We start from the raw sequence: 15,759 nt of genomic DNA, 5'->3' as shown, positions 1-15,759 counted from the left end.
CGAGGAACCTCCATCCCGGTCAGGCCGAGAGCGTGGCGCGGATTCCGTCCAGCATGCCAGCGGTGGCGTCCACGGGGAACGCCGACAGCGACAGCCGCGCGAACGCCTGCTGGTGTTCCTCGATCCGCCGCCGGTCCTCCACGACCACCGGGGCGTGCAGCAGGTGCAGGACGAGCACGTCGGCCCGGCCCTGCTCGAAAAAGCGCAGCAGCGTGAACGGCGGCCCCTGGTGCAGGCAGCCGGTCTCGGCGACGGGCCTGGTGACCTGGACGGCGATGTGCCGCTGTTTGGCGGCGTGGGTGAGCGCGTCGAGCTGGGCGAGCCGCTCTTCCTGCCGCCCCAGCGGCGGGTCGGCCAGCGCCTGCCGATCGAGCACCGTCCACAGGTGCGGCCCGCGGTGCCGGTCGAGCGCCTCCTGCCTGCGCGCGACCACGTCGGCGGCGCGGGCGATCCGCTCGGGCGGCGTGCCCGGCGGCAACGTGGCGCGGGCGGCGGCCTCGGTGTAGGCGCGGGTCTGCAGCAGCGGCGGCACGAACCCCGGGCAGTAGGCGTAGATCACCTGCGCGCGCTCCTCCAACGCCAGGTAGCCCGACAGCCGCAGCGGCACCGCGGGCGCGTCGTACCAGCCGGGCAGGCGCTCCTCGCGCAGCAGCGACAGCAGCCTCGGGGCGTGCTCGCCCTCGCCGTACAGCTCCAGCAGCAGGCGCACGGTCGACTCGCGCGGCGCCACGAGGCCGTGCTCGATCCGGAAGATCGTGGAGGTGTTGAGCCCGGCGGCCCGCGCGGCGGCCTTCATCGACAATCCGCATTCGGCCCGTAATGTCGCGAGTCTGGCCGCCACCACGCTTAACTGCATACGTACGTCATAGGGCTCTCAATGACAAAACTCAGCGTTCACACCTGCTCTATTGCCACCACGTTACGGGTGATGCACGATGCCACTCTAGTGGTCTGACCCGCAATGCATATGCCGATCTGGAAGGGCGGGGACTGTGGCGGACGCGTGGATCCTGCATCCCGACTACCGGACTCCTCCGGTCCCCGCCGATCCCGACGTCGTCCCTGGCCCATGGCGCCATCCGGACTGCGGCCAGGTCATGAACGGCACCTACGAGCGCCGTCGCTCCGGGCTCCAGGTCGAGGTCGTGACCGTCTGGTACGGCCACGCGCTCAGCCACTGGCACGGCCCGCGCATGCCCCGCTTCTCCAGCCCGCTGGTGTCGGCCTGGAACCCGGTGCTGGCCCAGGGCCTGGTCGTCGATCCGCGGGCGCCCGTGCCGTACGGCGACGCGCTGTGGTGCGACCGGTGGATCGCCGAAGCCCTGCTGTACGGGCGCAAACCGTACGGCTCGTTCACGCTGCCCGCCGACGAGGCGATGAGCTGGTTCGCCAAGAGCGGCGGCACCGGGCTGGTCTATCACGCGCAGACCAACGGCGACCTGGTCAGGGTGGTGGCGGGCACCGCCGAGCGCTACGGCCGGCTCTTCGACCTCGAGGCGCTGATCGCCGACTACCTGGAGGCGCTGCCGCCCGACCTGGCCGAGCCCGAGGCCGCCGCCCTGGAGGCGCACCGCCGCCACTCCCCCGCCCTGCACTACATCCTCAGCGAGAACGCCGAGGTCCGCTTCGCGCGGGCACCGCTGTCGGTACGCGGCCTGACGCTCGGCTACCCGCCCCACGAGACGGCCGCCCGCATCGCCGCCGGTACGCTGGGAGCGTGATCAAGGGCATCCTGTTCGACCTGGACGGCACTCTGCTCGACCACAGGTCGGCCGCCGACGCCGCGATCGGCGCCTGGCTGTCGGACCACGCCCCCGGCCATCCGCGCCTGCCGGAGGTGCCCGCGCTCTGGGCCGGCCTGGAGGTCCACTACCTGGCGATGTGGCAGGCGGGCGAGTGCACGGCGCAGGAGCAGCGGCGCCTGCGACTGCGGGCGCTCTGCCGGGAGTTGGCCGTGGCCGTCCCTGACGATCTCGACGCGGCCTACTCCGGCTTCACCGACCACTACCGCCGCCACTGGATCGCCTACCCGGACGCGGCGGGGGCGGTGGCGGAGCTGACGGGGTTCACGCTGGGGGTGCTGACCAACGGGGTGCAGGAGATGCAGGAGGCCAAGGTCCGCGCGATCGGGCTCGGCGAGAGTCTGCGCACGGTGCTGACGGGCGAGGTGCTGGGCGGCCACTTCAAGCCGGCGCCCGCCTGCTACACCGGCGCGGCGGCGGCGCTCGGGCTGGCGCCGGAGGAGGTGCTGCTGGTCGGTGACGACGTCGAGCGCGACGTGACGGGGCCGGCGGTGACGGGGATGCGCTCGGTCTGGCTCGACCGGCTCGGCGTCGAGCCGCCGCCGCCCGGTTTCCCCCGCATCACCTCACTGACCGAACTCCCTCCGCTCCTCCGCTCACACCACCCCTCTGACCGAACTCCCGCCGCTCCTCCGCTGACACCGCCCCGCTGACCAGGCTCCCGCCGCTCCTCCGCGCTGACACTGACGCCGCAGCCACGCACAGGCGCGCACCAGCCCGTGGGACGCGTGGGGCCGATGGGGCCGATGGGAGCCCGCGGGGCCGTGCGGCTAGTGCGGCGCCACTTCGGCCAGCGCGGACGCCCGCAGGTCGAATCCGCCCACGTGGGCCAGGTAGTCGCCCCCGGCCAGCGGATCGCCCAGGTAGACGCCGCCCGCCCGGGACACCAGCAGCGCCCCGGCGGCCACGTCCCACGGCTTGGAGCGGGTGCCGTAGGCGGCGTCGGCCCACCCGGCGGCCACGTAGGCGAGCATGAGCGCCGCGCTGCCCGGTTTGCGGACGGCGGCGAAGGACGTCAGGAACCGCCCGTACCGGTGCAGCGCCGCGTCGGCCCGTGACTCCACGTCGGCGGGGGTGGGGAAGCTCGACAGCAGCACCGCCTCCCGGTCGCGGGCGGCTCCCTGGCTGCGCAGCGGGGCGCCGTTGCACCGGGCTCCGTCGGGACCGGCGGTGAACTCCTCCTCGCGCACCGGGTCGTACACCACTCCGGCCATCAGTTCGCCGCGCACGGCGACCGCCACGGACACGCAGAAGAACGGCAGCCCGGCGGCGAAGTTGGCGGTGCCGTCGATGGGGTCGACGTACCAGGTCAGCTCGCCCGAGCCGGTCGTGCCGCCCTCCTCCCCCACGATCACGCTGCCGGGCGCGCGGGAGTCGATGACCGCGCGGATGCTCTCCTCGGCGGCCCGGTCGTGTTCGGTCACGGGGTCGTGGAAGTCGTGTTTGGTGCTCACGCCTGGCCGCGTCCTGAACGCCTTGCGCAGTCTCGGGCCGGCGGCCCTGGCGGCCTCGGCGGCGGTGTCCAGCAGACCGGTCACGTCCATGTGCTTTCTCCCATCGCTCATCAGGGATGTCATGCCCATACCCACGCATCCGGACTCGTTTGTCAGGACATTCTGACCTCGGTTAAGCTGATCGCCATGACCTCGAACCTGGCCATCGACCTGGACCGGTCCAGCCCCGTACCGCTCTATTTCCAGGTGGCCGAGCAGATCGCCGAGGCGATCAGGCGAGGTGACCTGGCCCCGGGCTCGCGGCTGGACAACGAGATCCTGCTGGCCGAAAAGCTCGGGTTGTCGCGCCCGACGATCCGCCAGGCGATCCAGTACCTCGTGGACAAGGGCCTGCTGGTGCGCAAGCGCGGCGTCGGCACCCAGGTCGTGCACGGGCAGGTCAAGCGCTCGGTCGAGCTGACGAGCCTCTACGACGACCTGCGCAGGTCGGGCCAGGAGCCGGCCACGCAGGTGCTGGCGCTGGAGCCGCGCCCGGTCGAGGAGGACATCGCCGCCATCCTGGGCGTCGAGCCCGGCGCCCAGATCCTCTATCTGGAGCGGCTGCGCTTCGCCTCGGGGGAGCCGCTGGCCGTGCTACACAACTGGCTGCCGCTCGGCCTGACCCAGCTCACGGCCGCCGACCTCGAGGCCCGCGGCCTGTATGAGCTGCTGCGCGGCGCGGGCGTGCGGATGCGGGTGGCCAACCAGCGCATCGGCGCGCGGGCGGCCACGCAGGCCGAGGCCAAACTGCTGGAGGAGCGGCGCGGCGCGCCGCTGCTGACCATGGTCCGCACCACCTACGACGATCAGGGCCGGGCGGTCGAACACGGCTCACACGTCTACCGGGCCTCTCACTACTCCCTTGAGGTCACTCTCATCGAGCGCTGAGGCGGCGCGCCGTTTGAGGTAGAGCGTGGTGGCGATGCCGAACGCGACGGCGACCGCCAGCGCGGCCCACGACATGCCCTTGAGCCACTTCTCGGCGACCAGGCCCAGATAGAAGATCACCGTGGTGGTGCCGCCCGCCCACACGATCCCGCCGAGCACGTTGGCGACGGCGAACTTCCAGTACGGCATCCGCAGCGCCCCCGCCAGCGGCCCGGCCAGGATGCGCAGCAGCGCCACGAACCGTCCGACGAAGACCGCCCACACCCCGAACCGCTCGAAGTACTTCTCGGCTCTGCGCACGTGCCGGGGGCCGAAGTGTTTGGGGAAGCGCCGCCCGAGCCGTTCGAACAGGGGACGGCCGCCCTTGCGCCCGATGGCGTAGCCGGCCGAGTCGCCGACGATGGCGCCCGCGCTGGCGCAGACGCCCACCCAGACCGGGCTCACCACGCCCTTGGCCGACAGGATCGCCGCACTGACCAGGACGATCTCGCCGGGCAGGGGAATGCCGAGGCTCTCCAGACCGATCACGAGCGCGACGGTCGCGTAGAGCCATCCGACGGGGATCACCTGCAGCCACTCGTCGATGTGCACCTGGCCACTTTAGCGGCGCCAGGGGAGTGCTCAGCGTTCGCTGTCAAGCATGGCCATCTGCGCGGGGGCGTACCGCTCGCCGGCCGCGGCGCCCTCGGGCACGGCGGCCTCGATCAGGGCCGCTTCCTCCGGGGTGAGCCTCACCTCGAGCGCGCCGAGCGCCTCGGTGAGCCGCTCGCGCCGCCGCGCCCCGACGAGCGGGACGATGTCCGTGCCCCGCCCGAGCACCCAGGCGATGGCGAGCTGCGCGACCGTGACGCCCTTGGCCTCGGCCAGCGCCCTGAGCGCCTCCACCAGGGCGAGGTTGTGGGCCAGGTTGCCGCCGGAGAAACGCGGGCTCATGGCGCGGAAGTCGCCGGCGCCCAGCTCGCGATCCTTGGACCAGTGCCCGCTGAGCAGCCCTCTGGACAGCACGCCGTAGGCGGTGACGGCCACACCAAGATCGCGGCAGGCGGGCAGGACCTCCCGCTCGATCCCGCGCGACAGCAGCGAGTATTCGAGCTGGACGTCGCTGATCGGATGGACGGCGTGGGCCCGCCGCACGCTCTCGGCCCCGGCCTCCGACAGCCCGATGTGCCGGACCCTCCCTTTCTGGACCTCCTCGGCGATGGCGCCGATCGTCTCCTCGATGGGCACGTCCGGGTCGACTCTGGCGATCCGGTAGACGTCCACGTGATCGGTGTCGAGGCGGCGCAGAGTGTAGGCGAGCGAGGTCTTCACGGCCGAGGGCCTGCCGTCGTAGCCGATCCAGGCGCCGTCGTAGTCGCGCTGCGCCCCGAACTTGACGCTGATGCGCACGTCGTCGCGGGACCGTTGGCGCAGCGCGTCGCGGATGAGCAGTTCGTTGTGGCCCATGCCGTAGAAGTCGCCGGTGTCGAGCAGCGTGATGCCGGCGTCGATCGCGGCGTGGATGGTGGCGATGGACTCGGCCCTGTCGGCCGGCCCGTAGAAGTCGGACATCCCCATGCAGCCAAGCCCGAGGTCGGACACGGCCGGTCCGCCGGTTCCCAAGGTTCTCATGCCGCCAGTATGCCCATCGGAATGACAGATTTCAATTTTTGTCATTCGCCAGCTCGATCAGCATGATCACGGCCGGGAACGCGTCAGGCGCAGCGCGTCGGCCCTGGAGGCGACGCGGACGAAGGTCAGGTGCCCGTTGGCGGGATCGGCGGCGGCCCGCCGGAACCGATCGCGGTAGACGGCGTGCTTGGTCCAGGCCCACCGGATGATCGACTCGTCCTTGTCGAGCAGGAAGCGGAAGGACTCCTTGTTGCCGTTCCACAACTCGGCGCCGGTGGCCATGCGGCGCAGGGTCCTGGACAGGAGCTGGCGCATGACCCGGTGCCTGGGCAGGTCGATCCAGACCACGGTGTCGGCGCGTGACCACACCAGGTCGCGTACGAGGGAGTAGTTGCCGTCCACCACCCACCCGTCGCCCGCCGTGAACCGCTCGACCTCCGCGCGGAACTCCTCGGGCTGCCTGGGCGTCCAGCCGGCCATGTGGAAGATCGAGTCGAGCTCCAGCCAGGGCACCCCCAGCCGCCCGGCCAACCCTGCGGACAGCGTGGACTTGCCGGACCCCGAATTGCCCACCACGGACACACGTCGCACCCGGCCAACCCTAGCGCCGTAGCTGTTCAGCCGCCTTCGGCTTTCCGGCCTCATAATCCCCGCCGAAGTGCGGCGGGGTGGAGAATGACGGGCATGCGGAAACCGGGCCCAACCGGACCAGTCCGCCGCTCTCCACGGAGATCTCCGCAGCGCGCTCACCTCACAGGGGCTTGAGCGTGTTGTCCCAGAAGTTGTCCCTGGCATCGGCGGTCTTCTTGCATCCGGTCCAGGCCCCGTACGCGCCGCCCTTGGCGGAGAAGGTGCGGGCGAACCGGTTGGCGATGACGCGGTAGTCGCGGCTGCGGTCGCGCGGGCAGTAGAGCGTGTAGGCGCCGCCGGCGAGCAGGTTGTCCTCGACGAGGACGTTGGCGTTCTTGGTCGGGTGGCTGATGATGGCCGAGGTGCCGCCGGGGGCGTAGATCGTGTTGTGCTTGATCCTGATGTTGGAGCCGCCGACGAGCTGGATGCCGTCGGCGTGGCCGGTGGCGCCCTCGTACAGGTCGTGGATGTAGGAGTCGACGACGGTGGTGGTGTCGTCGATGTCGAAGCCGTTCTCGCAGCCGTGGATGTTCAGCCGCCTGGCGGTCATCCCGTACGAGCCGACGGCCGTGGTGTTGCGGTTGCGGCAGTCGACCTCGACGTCTTCGAGCAGCAGGCCGCCGCCCTTGTAGGTCTCGGCGAAGCTGCCGACGGCGTAGTAGCCGGAGCAGGTGACCTTGGAGCGGCGGATGGTCACGTTGGGCGCCTTGACGACGACGCAGCCGCGGATGTCCTTGCCCTCCACGACCGCGCCGGCTTTGGAGATCGACAGGTCGCCTTTGACGACCGTCAATTTCGTACCGGCCGGAACGCCGGTATTAGTGGCGTCGGGATAACCGCAGCGGCTGGGTTTCAGCCCGCAGTTCGCCGGTCTTGCCGGAGTTTTGCGCGGGGCCTGCGCTCTGGCCGCTACGGTGGTGCCGAACTGCGTCGCGGAAACGATCAGCAATAGTGCGACGATCGGGCGGGTCGCGCGATTCATGATATGACTCCGGGGAAATGAGCGGTGGCGACTCGCACACCATAGAACGCGTCGGCCTCAATAGCCCCGCGAATGCCACATTCAACCCATGCCTGAAAAGAACCTCGAATTATCGAGAAAGGTCGCGCTCACCTGGCAGTCGCACACCCCCTTGGCACCGCCCGCAAGGGAGGCTTATCGTTCAGTGCAATGCCACACATTACAGCGGGGAGAGCCGTTGATCACCGCCACGTACACGATCCCCGGGATACGGGTGCGCGACCACGTCGTCGAGGTGCCGCTCGACTGGTCCGACCCCGAGGCCACGATCACGGTGTTCGCCCGCGAACTGGTCGATCCCGCGCGTGACAGGGAAGACCTGCCGTGCCTGCTGTTCCTGCAGGGAGGGCCGGGCGGCAAGGGACCCAGGCCGGTCGGCACGGCGGGCTGGCTCGGTGCGGCGTTGCGGACGTACCGGGTGATCCTGCTCGACCAGCGGGGCACGGGCCGCAGCTCGCGCATCGACGGCCGGGTGATGAACGGGCTCGGCCCGCGCGAGGGCGCCGGCTACCTGGCCCGCTTCCGCGCCGACTCGATCGTGGCCGACGCCGAGCACCTGCGCACCACCGTCTTCGGCGGCAGGCGCTGGTCGACGCTGGGTCAGAGCTATGGCGGGTTCCTCACGCTGACGTACCTGTCGATGGCGCCTCAGGGGCTGAGCGCCTGCTACGTGACAGGCGGCCTGCCCGCTCTCGAACCGGACGCCGCCGAGGTCTACCGGCGCACCTACCCCCGGGTCGCGGCCAAGAACGCCGCGTTCTACCGCCGCTACCCGCACCACGCCGAGACCACCGCCCGCCTGGCCGACCGGCTGGCCTCCGGCGAGGTGCTGCTGCCCGACGGCGACGTGCTGAGCGTGCGGCGGCTGCAGTCGCTCGGCATCGACTTCGGGATGAAGCCCGGCTACGAGCGCATGCACTGGCTGCTCGACGAGGCAGAAGGGCTGCCGGAGACGTTCCTGCACCAGGTGCTGGCCCGCTCCTCCTATGCCGACAACCCGCTGTTCGCGGCGCTGCAGGAGAGCATCTACGGCTCGGGCCCCGGCGCGAGCGCCTGGGCGGCCGAGCGCGAGCGCGCCCGCCATCCCGCCTTCGCCGAGGACGCCAGGCCGCTGCTGTTCACCGGGGAGATGATCTACCCTTGGATGTTCGAGGATATCCGCGCGCTGCGTCCCTTCCGCGCCGCCGTCGAACTGCTCGCCGAGCGCGCCGACTGGCCCCCGCTGTACGACCTGGACCGGCTGGCGGCCAACGAGGTGCCGCTGGCGGCCGCCGTCTACTTCGACGACATGTATGTTGACGCCGGTTTGCAACTCGACACCGCCGCCAGGATCGGCAACGCCCAGGCATGGGTCACCAACGAGTACGAGCACGACGGCATCGGCGAGGAACGCGTCTTCGCCCGCCTGACCGGCCTCGTACACGACATAGGAGGAGGAATCACTGGTGGGTGACGGCACGCTCCCCAAACTGACCGAGATCCCCGCGTTCACCGAGTTCATCGCCCAGGGCTGGGACTCCCCCGCCCGCACTCCCGACCTGGTCCCCGGCGCCGCCGACGCGGCGGCCGCCCACCGGGCCAGGCTCGCCGCCGAACTGCCCGGCAGGACCGTGGTCGTGGCCTCCGGCCGGGCGCCGGTACGCAGCAACGACACCGACTACGAATTCCGCGTGGACAGCGACTTCTCCTGGCTGACCGGCTGCGCGGCCGAGAACGCCGTGGCCGTGGTCGCCGATGGGGAGGCCACGCTGTACCTGCCGCCGCCCGCCCGCCCCGGCGACCTCGGCTTCTTCGCCGACTCCGTGTACGGGGAGCTGTGGGTGGGCCCGTCGCCGTCCCTGCCCGAGTGGTCGGCGGCGCTGGGCGTCAAGGTCGAGCCGCTGGCCGAGTTCGCCGGCCCGGCCCCGGGCGCCGTGGTCGCCTGGGCGGAGGACGATGACGCGCAGGAGCTCGCGCGCGTGCTGGCCGAGCTCCGCATGATCAAGGACGAGTGGGAGGTCGCCCAGCTCCGCGAGGCCGTGGACCGCACGGTCGAGGGCTTCGCGGCGGTGCTGGCCGAGATCCCCGCGGCCGTGGCGGGGCCGGGCGAGCGGTGGCTGCAGGGCACCTTCGACCGCTACGCCAGGGCCTACGGCAACGGCCCCGGCTACGCCGCCATCGTCGGCAGCGGCGCGCACGCGCCGACCCTGCACTGGACGCGCTGCGACGGGCCCGTCAGGCCGGGCGAGCTGCTCCTGCTCGACATGGGCGTCGAGACCCGCAGCCACTACACCGCGGACGTCACCCGCACCTTCCCCGTCTCCGGCGCCTTCTCCCCCGTCCAGCGGCAGGTGCACGACCTGGTGGAGCGGGCGCACCGGGCCGGGATGGCGCAGGTGGCGCCGGGCCGCCGCTGGACCGACTTCCACCACGCGGCCATGGAGGTCATCGCCCACGGCCTGCACGACTGGGGGCTGCTGCCGGTCTCGGTGGATGAGGCCCTGTCGGACCAGGGCCAGCACCACCGCCGCTATCTGGCCTGCGGCATCGGCCACCACCTGGGCCTGGACGTGCACGACTGCGCCCGCTCCCGTCCGCAGGCCTACCACGGGGCGCGGATGGCGCCCGGCATGGTGCTCACCGTCGAGCCCGGCCTGTACTTCCACGCCCACGACCGCACGGTTCCGCCCGAGTTGCGCGGGATCGGCGTCCGGATCGAGGACGACCTGCTGGTCACGGCGGACGGCGCCGAGGTCCTGTCCGCCGCCCTGCCCCTCGACGCGGCCGGCCTGGAGTCCTACACCCAGGCCCGGCTCGGCGGTCAGGGCGCGCTCAGGTAGCGGGCCTGGCGGGCGGCGGCGGTCAGGGCGGCGGCTCTGGCCGCCTCGGTCGGGGTGAACGGCAGACCTGGACGCCGGATCAGCAGGGCGCGGTCCGGGTTCACCGACATCACCATGGTGGTGTTGAGCTCGGCGCCTTCGTCCACGGTGTCGCCCGGCCGGCGCCATTCGACCTGCGAGACCCGCAGCAGCTCCGCCATGGCCTCCGGCAGCCGGTCGGGGTCGGCGGCGACCCGCTGTGCCAGCACCAGCGCCTGAACACCCGGGTCGGTGAGGTCCTTGACCTGGGCGGGCACGATCACGACGTCGTGGCCGCCCGCCTCGGTGAGCGCGGCGGCCAGCGCCGGAAGGGCTACTTCGCGCGGCGCCTCGATGACGAACTCGTCGAGCGCGTCGCATCCGGCGGGTGTGATGGCGCTGCTGCCGGTCGGCGCGATGTGCAGGGCCAGGATGTTGCAGCCCAGGCGGCCGAACGCGCCGGCCACGGTGGCCAGCCGTCCCGGCCGCTCCACCACGCGCATGCGGATGCGCCACAACATCATCGGGCCGCCCGCCCCCTCCCCCACCGGGAGCGCGGCGCTCTTGCGGGCGGGACGGCGGCCGAGCCGTTTGTGGATCGCGGCTCCGAGGATCAGCGCCACGCCCAGCCCGACGAGTACGACGGGGCCAGGGTCCTCGTGCCCGAGCAGGGTCGCGAGCAGGTGCGCCAGGCCGACCGCGAGGAACAGGGCGGCGAGCTCGGCGATCTCCCGCCGCCAGGAGCGCGCCGTCCGGGCACCGTGTCCGTTACGTGGATGAATCACCTTGGGTGCATCGCTCATGACGCCGAGTATGCCTGCGGCTTGTTACCTGATCATGGGTGCTGTGGTTGCGGCGGGATTAAACCGCGCTCACCGTATGACCGCGTCATGGCCGGGCTTTGCCCGCCCTTGACCTGACGCCCGAAATGAGAAGAAAAATCCCTTTTATGGAGAAAAGTTAGCATCTTCGATTTCTGAACAATGCATGAATTCTACCGTAAGTTCCCCTTTCGTCCCGCGCGACGGCCACGGTAGCCCATCCATAATTATGGTCATGGGGGTTATTTCAGGAAACGGAGTGCGATGAAGCGTTGGATCGGCGTCATTCTGGCAGTGGTTCTCGCCGGGGTGGCGGTGGTCGCCATCGTCCTGGGCAACCGGGGAGAGGAACCGCCGGCGGTGGCGGTGGTGCGGGGGGTCATCGGCTCGGAGAAGAAGGCGTTCTTCGACGATCCGCGCGTCCAGGCCGCCTTCGCCAAGCACGGGCTGAAGGTCGAGGCCGACACCGCCGGGTCGCGGCAGATCGTCACCGACACGGACCTGAGCCGCTACGCCTTCGCCTTCCCCTCCAGCGTCCCGGCCGCCGAACAGATCAAGCGCGACCGCAAGGCCACCACGACGTTCTCGCCGTTCTACTCGCCGATGGCGGTGGCAACGTTCGAGCCGATCGTGACCCTGCTCGGCAAGGCGGGCGTCATCCAGGATTCCGGCAACGGCTACCAAACTCTCGATATCAAGAAATATTTGGACTTAGTGGCAAAAGGCACGCGCTGGGATCAGCTTCCCAACAATTCTGCTTACCGGGCGCGGAAGCGGGTGCTGCTCACCACCACCGACATCCGCACGTCCAACTCCGCCGCCATGTACCTGTCCGCGATCGGCTACGTGGCCAACGGCGACGACGTCATCACCTCCGACGCCCAGATCGCCAAGATCGCGCCCATTGTCGCCCCCGCGGTGCTCGACCAGGGCTTCTCCGAGTCCTCCAGCGAGGCGTCCTTCGACAGCTACCTGGCGCTGGGCGCGGGCAAGACGCCGATGCTGGTGGTCTACGAGGCGCAGTACCTGGCCCGCGTCTTCGCCGGCGACGGCGCGATCAAGCCCGACATGCGCCTGATCTACCCGTCGCCGACCGTGCTCAGCAAGCACACGCTGGTCCCCCTGTCGGGCCAGGGCACGAAGGTGGGCGAACTGCTCACCCAGGATCCGGCTCTGCTCGCCCTGGCCGCCACCCACGGCTTCCGCACCACGAACCCGCAGGCGTTCACCGACCAGGTCGCCAAGACCAAGGCGCCGGCCGCGGCCACCCTGGTCGACGTCGTCGAGCCTCCCACCTACGAGCGGCTCGACCGGCTCATCACCACCATCGACGCCTCCAGGCCCTGACGAGGAGATCTCCCAACAGTGTCCGACCTGGTCCTCACCCCACCCGAACCGGTGCCTCCCGTCCCGGCCGAAACGGCGGCGACCATGCTGCCGATGGCCGACGAGCGCGCCGCCGAACTGGCCGGCAAGGCCCGCGACTTCGCCGGGGAGCTGGGCGGGCTCGACCCGCGCTCGCCGGAGTTCTCCCGCAAGGTCCACGACATCTCCTCGATGGGCGACAACGAGATCAGGTCCGCCTCGCAGGTGGCCAACCGCATGCTCAAGCGGCCGGTGGCCGCGCTGGACGCCGCCAAGGGCGAGGGCGCCGACGCGCAGGCGGCCGTGGCGAACCGGCTGGCGGCGCTGCGCCGTACCGTCGTCGACCTCGACCCCAAGCAGGCGGCGAGCGGCACGCGCAAGCTGCTGGGGCTGATCCCGTTCGGCGACCGGCTGCGCGACTACTTCGCCAAGTTCCACTCCGCGCAAAAGCACATCGACGACATCATCGGCGCGCTGAAGTCCGGTCAGGACGAGCTGATGCGCGACAACGCCGCCATCGAGGGCGAGAAGGCGAACCTGTGGGCGGCGATGACGCGCCTGCAGGAGTACGCGATCATGGCCAAGGCCATGGACGCCGCCATCGAGGAGCGCATCGTGCCGGCCGACGAGACGCGGGCCACGGCGCTGCGCTCGGACGCGCTGTTCGCGGTGCGGCAGAAGCACCAGGACCTGCTGACCCAGCTCGCCGTCTCGGCGCAGGGCTACCTGGCGCTCGACCTGGTGCGCAAGAACAACCTGGAGCTGATCAAGGGCGTGGACCGGGCCACCACGACGACGGTCGCGGCGCTGCGCACGGCGGTGACGGTGGCTCAGGCGCTGGCGGGCCAGAAGCTGGTGCTCGACCAGATCACCGCGCTGAACACCACGACGAGCGACCTCATCCTGGCCACCAGCGAGATGCTGCGCACACAGGCGGGGGAGATCCAGAACCAGGCGGCCTCGACGAGCGTGAACCTGGACACGCTGCGCCAGGCGTTCGACAACGTCTACGCCACGATGGACCTGATCGACGGGTTCCGCGCCAAGGCCGTCGAGAGCATGGCGACCACCGTGGACAGCCTGTCGGCGGAGCTGGAGCACGCCAGGACGTACCTGGAGCGCGCCCAGGAGAGCACCCAATGAGACGAGCGCTCCTGGCCGTGCTCCTGCTGCTGAGCGCCGCCTGCGCACCCTCGGAGGAGCCCGCGGACGGCCCCGACGTGCTGCGCGTCCTGGCCGGCAGCGAGATCAAGGACCTCGAACCCCTGCTCAAGCGCGCGGAACAGGAGGCCGGCATGCGGGTCAAGCTCACCTACACCGGCACCCTCGACGGCGCCGAGCAGGTGGCGAGCGGCCGCGCCGACACCCGGCAGGACGCCACCTGGTTCTCCTCCAACCGCTATCTGTCCCTGATCGACGGCTCCCAGGCCAAGCTGTCCACCCAAACCAAGATCATGATCTCTCCTGTGGTGCTGGGCATGAAGCGGGCCAAGGCCGCCGAGCTCGGCTGGGACGGCAAACCGGTCTCGTGGGCGGACATCGCGGCCGCGGCCAAGGACGGCCGCTTCAGCTTCGGCATGACGAACCCGGCCTCCTCCAACTCGGGCTTCTCGGCCCTGGTCGGCGTGGCCGCGGCGCTGTCGGACGCCGACGACGCGCTCAGCGCCGAGCAGGTCGGCTCGGTCACGCCGCGGCTGAAGGAGTTCTTCTCGGCGCAGCGGCTGACGGCGGGCTCGTCCGGCTGGCTGGCCGACGCCTACGCCCGCGACTCCCGGGTCGACGGCATGGTCAACTACGAGTCGGTGCTGCTGGGCCTGCGCGAGCCGCTCACGCTCGTCTACCCCAGCGACGGCGTGGTCACCGCCGACTACCCGCTCACGCTGCTCGCCTCCGCCCCGGAGAACAAGAAGGCCCTGTACGACAAGCTCACCGCCTGGCTGCGCACGCCCGCCGTCCAGCAGAAGATCATGACCGACACCCACCGGCGCCCGATCGTGCCCGGGGTGGGTCCGGCCCCGGAGTTCGGCTCCGCCCAGCTCATCGAGCTGCCGTTCCCGAACCGGCGCAGCACCGCCGACGAGCTCATCGCCACCTACCTCAACCAGGTGCGCGTCCCGCCGCAGACGACGTTCGTGCTGGACACCTCCGGCTCGATGGCGGGCGGGCGCATCGACGCGCTGCGGCAGGCCCTGGTCGCGCTGACCGGCGCGGACACCTCGGCCTCCGGCGCGTTCTCGCGCTTTCGCAACCGCGAGGCCGTCACGATGATCCCGTTCAACGACTCGGCCACGACGCCGGTCCCGTTCACCGTGCCCGAACGCGACCCCGGCCCGGTGCTCGCCGACATCAAACGCTTCGCCGAGGGGCTGACCGCCGGGGGCGGCACGGCGATCTACGACAGCCTCCGGGCGGCCTACGACCGTCCCGCCGAGGCCGGCCACTACTCCTCGATCGTGCTCATGACCGACGGCGAGAACACCCACGGCGCGGACTACTCCGCTTTCGAGGCCCACTACCGGTCGCTGCCGGAGGAGCGGCGGCGCACGCCGACGTTCGTGGTGCTGTTCGGCGAGAGCGACGCCGAGGAGATGCGCGCGGTCGCCGAGCTGACGGGCGGGGCCGTGTTCGACGCCCGCTCGACCTCGCTGAGCGGCGTGTTCAAGGAGATCCGTGGCTACCAGTGACCGCGTGCTGCGCTACCTGGGCTCCACCAAGAACATCGTCGGCTCGGTCCTGGCGCTGCTCGGGCTGCTGGCCCACTTCGCCGGGCTGGCGGGCGCGTACTGGCCGGTCGTGGTCGTCACCCTGTACGGGGCGGGCGCGCTGCTCGCCCCGGCCGAGCGGGTCCGGTTGAAGATCACCCACGCCGAGGTGGAGACGCGGGCGCTGCGGGCCGACCTGGAGACGCTGCTGCGGCGCATCGAGCGGCGCTTCCCCGCCGACGTGCACGCGAGCGTGGACGCGCTGGCCGAGGTCATCAGGGGCGTGCTCGGCCGGGCCGAGCAGCTCGCCGCCTCCCCCGACCAGCTCCACGTCGTCTCGCAGACGATCCGCAGCTACCTGCCCGCCAGCCTGGAGGCGTACGCGAACCTGCCACGCGGCTACGCGCTGACCCGGCGGGCCGACCGCGAGGCCAGCGCGCACGAGGAGCTGCTGGCCCAGCTCGGGCTGCTCGACGGCGAGCTGCGCAAGGTCGCCGAGGCGATCCACCGGGGCGATGAGCAGGCGCTGCGCGACCAGGGCCGCTTCCTGCGCGACCGGTTCGGCGGCTCCGAGCTGGACCTGTGACCC

General features: G+C 71.0%; 16 protein-coding genes. 9 read left to right on the top strand and 7 right to left on the bottom strand.

Features of this window, described 5'->3' with window-relative positions; translation table 11 throughout:
• Positions 1–19 precede the first annotated feature (19 nt).
• Positions 20–856 carry a helix-turn-helix domain-containing protein gene (locus tag ACFOY2_RS24900; protein ID WP_379530489.1) on the bottom strand — a complete coding sequence of 279 codons (837 nt, stop codon included), beginning with the start codon at positions 854–856 and terminating at the stop codon, positions 20–22.
• 136 nt (positions 857–992) lie between these two features.
• Here ACFOY2_RS24900 and ACFOY2_RS24895 point away from each other — a divergent pair, with 136 nt between their 5' ends.
• Together ACFOY2_RS24895 and ACFOY2_RS24890 are read left to right on the top strand one after the other, a co-directional pair.
• Entirely contained in the window at positions 993–1,721 is a 729-nt protein-coding gene (locus tag ACFOY2_RS24895; RefSeq protein WP_379530488.1) for a hypothetical protein, read from the top strand.
• Positions 1,718–2,455 carry an HAD family hydrolase gene (locus ACFOY2_RS24890; protein WP_379530487.1) on the top strand — a complete coding sequence of 246 codons (738 nt, stop codon included), beginning with the start codon at positions 1,718–1,720 and terminating at the stop codon, positions 2,453–2,455. The genes ACFOY2_RS24895 and ACFOY2_RS24890 overlap by 4 nt, the downstream gene beginning before the upstream one ends.
• Before the next feature lie 117 nt (positions 2,456–2,572).
• Here the strand turns inward: ACFOY2_RS24890 and ACFOY2_RS24885 are convergent, their stop codons facing one another.
• Complete coding sequence (locus tag ACFOY2_RS24885; protein ID WP_379530486.1) at positions 2,573–3,346, bottom strand: inositol monophosphatase family protein; 774 nt, start codon at positions 3,344–3,346, stop codon at positions 2,573–2,575.
• Positions 3,347–3,442: 96 nt separating this feature from the next.
• On the opposite strand from ACFOY2_RS24885, the gene ACFOY2_RS24880 reads away from it, so the two are divergent.
• Entirely contained in the window at positions 3,443–4,183 is a 741-nt protein-coding gene (locus ACFOY2_RS24880; RefSeq protein WP_379530485.1) for a GntR family transcriptional regulator, read from the top strand.
• On the opposite strand, the gene ACFOY2_RS24875 is transcribed toward ACFOY2_RS24880, so the two are convergent.
• From ACFOY2_RS24875 to ACFOY2_RS24860, 4 genes are all read right to left on the bottom strand, one after another.
• Entirely contained in the window at positions 4,127–4,774 is a 648-nt protein-coding gene (locus ACFOY2_RS24875) for a DedA family protein (protein WP_379530484.1), read from the bottom strand. The genes ACFOY2_RS24880 and ACFOY2_RS24875 overlap by 57 nt on opposite strands.
• Before the next feature lie 30 nt (positions 4,775–4,804).
• Positions 4,805–5,794: an aldo/keto reductase gene (locus ACFOY2_RS24870; protein ID WP_379530483.1), complete on the bottom strand. Its 990-nt coding sequence runs from the start codon at positions 5,792–5,794 to the stop codon at positions 4,805–4,807.
• Positions 5,795–5,860: 66 nt separating this feature from the next.
• On the bottom strand, positions 5,861–6,385 hold the full coding sequence (locus tag ACFOY2_RS24865) for a hypothetical protein (RefSeq protein WP_379530482.1): 525 nt from the start codon (positions 6,383–6,385) through the stop codon (positions 5,861–5,863).
• A 160-nt stretch (positions 6,386–6,545) separates the two neighbouring features.
• On the bottom strand, positions 6,546–7,406 hold the full coding sequence (locus tag ACFOY2_RS24860) for a hypothetical protein (RefSeq protein ID WP_379530481.1): 861 nt from the start codon (positions 7,404–7,406) through the stop codon (positions 6,546–6,548).
• A gap of 217 nt (positions 7,407–7,623) precedes the next feature.
• On the opposite strand from ACFOY2_RS24860, the gene ACFOY2_RS24855 reads away from it, so the two are divergent.
• A complete protein-coding gene (locus tag ACFOY2_RS24855; RefSeq protein WP_379530480.1) occupies positions 7,624–8,898 on the top strand; it encodes an alpha/beta fold hydrolase in 1,275 nt (424 codons plus the stop codon).
• Positions 8,891–10,264 (top strand): aminopeptidase P N-terminal domain-containing protein, encoded by a 1,374-nt coding sequence (locus ACFOY2_RS24850; protein ID WP_379530479.1) that lies wholly within the window; start codon positions 8,891–8,893, stop codon positions 10,262–10,264. The genes ACFOY2_RS24855 and ACFOY2_RS24850 overlap by 8 nt, the downstream gene beginning before the upstream one ends.
• Here ACFOY2_RS24850 and ACFOY2_RS24845 read toward each other — a convergent pair.
• A complete protein-coding gene (locus tag ACFOY2_RS24845) occupies positions 10,246–11,085 on the bottom strand; it encodes an ACT domain-containing protein (RefSeq protein WP_379530478.1) in 840 nt (279 codons plus the stop codon). The genes ACFOY2_RS24850 and ACFOY2_RS24845 overlap by 19 nt on opposite strands.
• A gap of 282 nt (positions 11,086–11,367) precedes the next feature.
• On the opposite strand from ACFOY2_RS24845, the gene ACFOY2_RS24840 reads away from it, so the two are divergent.
• Genes ACFOY2_RS24840 through ACFOY2_RS24825 form a run of 4 tightly spaced genes read left to right on the top strand, consistent with a single transcriptional unit; the run spans position 11,368 to position 15,756 of the window.
• Positions 11,368–12,450 (top strand): hypothetical protein, encoded by a 1,083-nt coding sequence (locus ACFOY2_RS24840; protein WP_379530477.1) that lies wholly within the window; start codon positions 11,368–11,370, stop codon positions 12,448–12,450.
• Positions 12,451–12,468: 18 nt separating this feature from the next.
• Positions 12,469–13,611, top strand: coding sequence for a toxic anion resistance protein (locus ACFOY2_RS24835; RefSeq protein WP_379530476.1), 1,143 nt, complete (start codon positions 12,469–12,471; stop codon positions 13,609–13,611).
• Positions 13,608–15,152: a vWA domain-containing protein gene (locus ACFOY2_RS24830; protein ID WP_379530475.1), complete on the top strand. Its 1,545-nt coding sequence runs from the start codon at positions 13,608–13,610 to the stop codon at positions 15,150–15,152. Before ACFOY2_RS24835 ends, ACFOY2_RS24830 begins: the two co-directional genes overlap by 4 nt.
• The gene (locus tag ACFOY2_RS24825) at positions 15,139–15,756 is read left to right on the top strand and encodes a hypothetical protein (RefSeq protein WP_379530474.1); all 618 of its coding nucleotides are present in this window, start codon (positions 15,139–15,141) and stop codon (positions 15,754–15,756) included. The genes ACFOY2_RS24830 and ACFOY2_RS24825 overlap by 14 nt, the downstream gene beginning before the upstream one ends.
• The last annotated feature ends 3 nt before the right edge of the window (positions 15,757–15,759 follow it).

The sequence above is a fragment of the Nonomuraea purpurea genome, assembly GCF_042650645.1.
GTDB lineage: Bacteria > Actinomycetota > Actinomycetes > Streptosporangiales > Streptosporangiaceae > Nonomuraea > Nonomuraea purpurea.
Note: the sequence above shows the minus strand (reverse complement) of the source record. Positions and strands in the feature narration are given on the sequence as shown.

Coding starts and splice junctions, on each gene's coding strand:
- ACFOY2_RS24900 (WP_379530489.1), bottom strand. CDS start 856: ATGCAGTTAAGCGTGGTGGCGGCCAGACTCGCGACATTACGGGCCGAA.
- ACFOY2_RS24885 (WP_379530486.1), bottom strand. CDS start 3,346: ATGGACGTGACCGGTCTGCTGGACACCGCCGCCGAGGCCGCCAGGGCC.
- ACFOY2_RS24880 (WP_379530485.1), top strand. CDS start 3,443: ATGACCTCGAACCTGGCCATCGACCTGGACCGGTCCAGCCCCGTACCG.
- ACFOY2_RS24870 (WP_379530483.1), bottom strand. CDS start 5,794: ATGAGAACCTTGGGAACCGGCGGACCGGCCGTGTCCGACCTCGGGCTT.
- ACFOY2_RS24860 (WP_379530481.1), bottom strand. CDS start 7,406: ATGAATCGCGCGACCCGCCCGATCGTCGCACTATTGCTGATCGTTTCC.
- ACFOY2_RS24845 (WP_379530478.1), bottom strand. CDS start 11,085: ATGAGCGATGCACCCAAGGTGATTCATCCACGTAACGGACACGGTGCC.
- ACFOY2_RS24840 (WP_379530477.1), top strand. CDS start 11,368: ATGAAGCGTTGGATCGGCGTCATTCTGGCAGTGGTTCTCGCCGGGGTG.
- ACFOY2_RS24830 (WP_379530475.1), top strand. CDS start 13,608: ATGAGACGAGCGCTCCTGGCCGTGCTCCTGCTGCTGAGCGCCGCCTGC.